At 69.2% G+C, this 273-nt stretch carries 1 pseudogene; it reads right to left on the reverse strand.

Going from position 1 to position 273, the window contains the following annotated elements:
• Window positions 1-273, reverse strand: a pseudogene (locus tag IG90_RS40475) (hypothetical protein); the annotation flags it as partial.

Genomic DNA, 273 nt, shown 5'->3' on the forward strand with positions numbered 1-273 from the left:
GGGGACTGGTTGGCGAGGCGGAACTTGATGCCGACCTTCCGCGCTTCCTTGGCGAGGTCCCCGACGATCTTGACGGCTTCCTCGCCGTACTCGGGGTCGGTGAGGAGGTCGTGGGCCTCGTCCAGGGTGAGGGAGAGCAGCGGGTCGGGGTCGCCGGGGACGAAGAACGCCCGGCCGACGCGGGTGCGGCCCTTCTCGTCGGTCCACTTCATCCGGTTGTAGCGCTCGGACCGCTCGTGCATGATCGCGTGGACCGCGCGCAGCACGACGATC

This window comes from Streptomyces anulatus, assembly GCF_000721175.1.
Taxonomy (GTDB): domain Bacteria; phylum Actinomycetota; class Actinomycetes; order Streptomycetales; family Streptomycetaceae; genus Streptomyces; species Streptomyces anulatus_C.